This is a genomic window from Streptomyces sp. NPDC052301 (genome assembly GCF_044593395.1).
Classification (GTDB): Bacteria; Actinomycetota; Actinomycetes; order Streptomycetales; family Streptomycetaceae; genus Streptomyces.
Genome location: NZ_JBIUBE010000007.1, coordinates 491,997 through 492,537 on the forward strand (window position 1 = coordinate 491,997; position 541 = coordinate 492,537).

Here is a 541-nt window from a genome sequence, read left to right on the forward strand (position 1 = left end):
CCCCGGTCACCCTCACGGCGGTCGTCCCTACGACCGCCGAAACCGCCACGGTCGCCACGGTCACCGTAGCCGCCCCGGCGGTCATCACGCCGGTCGTCACGCCGGTCGCCACCACGGTCGTCACGGCGGAAACCACCGCGCTCACCACGGTCGTCGCGGCGGTCGTCACGCCGGTCGTCGCGGCGGTCGTCGCGGCGGAAGCCACCGCGGCTGTCGTCGCGCCGGCCGAATCCACCACGGTCGCCGTCGCGACGGTCGTTATCACGGCGGTCACCGCGGTAACCGCCGCGATCACCACGGTCACCACTGTCCCGTCGCCGCTGGTCGCGCTCCGGTCGGTCGTCGGGAGAGTTGGTGGACATGGTGACTCCTGTCATAGGTACCGCAAGCATTGTAAAAACGAAAGGACCCCTGGTCCCAGCTGAACGCTGGGACCAGGGGTCCTTCCAAAGATTGTTCGGCGGCGTCCTACTCTCCCACAGGGTCCCCCCTGCAGTACCATCGGCGCTGTGAGGCTTAGCTTCCGGGTTCGGAATGTAAC

At 68.2% G+C, this 541-nt stretch carries 1 rRNA gene and 1 pseudogene; one reads left to right on the top strand and one right to left on the bottom strand.

Going from position 1 to position 541, the window contains the following annotated elements:
• Positions 1-425: pseudogene (locus ACIHEJ_RS22785) on the top strand (hypothetical protein); the annotation flags it as partial.
• Between the two features lie 30 nt (positions 426-455).
• On the opposite strand, the gene rrf reads toward ACIHEJ_RS22785, so the two are convergent.
• A 5S ribosomal RNA gene (gene rrf, locus ACIHEJ_RS22790) occupies positions 456-541 on the bottom strand; the annotation flags it as partial.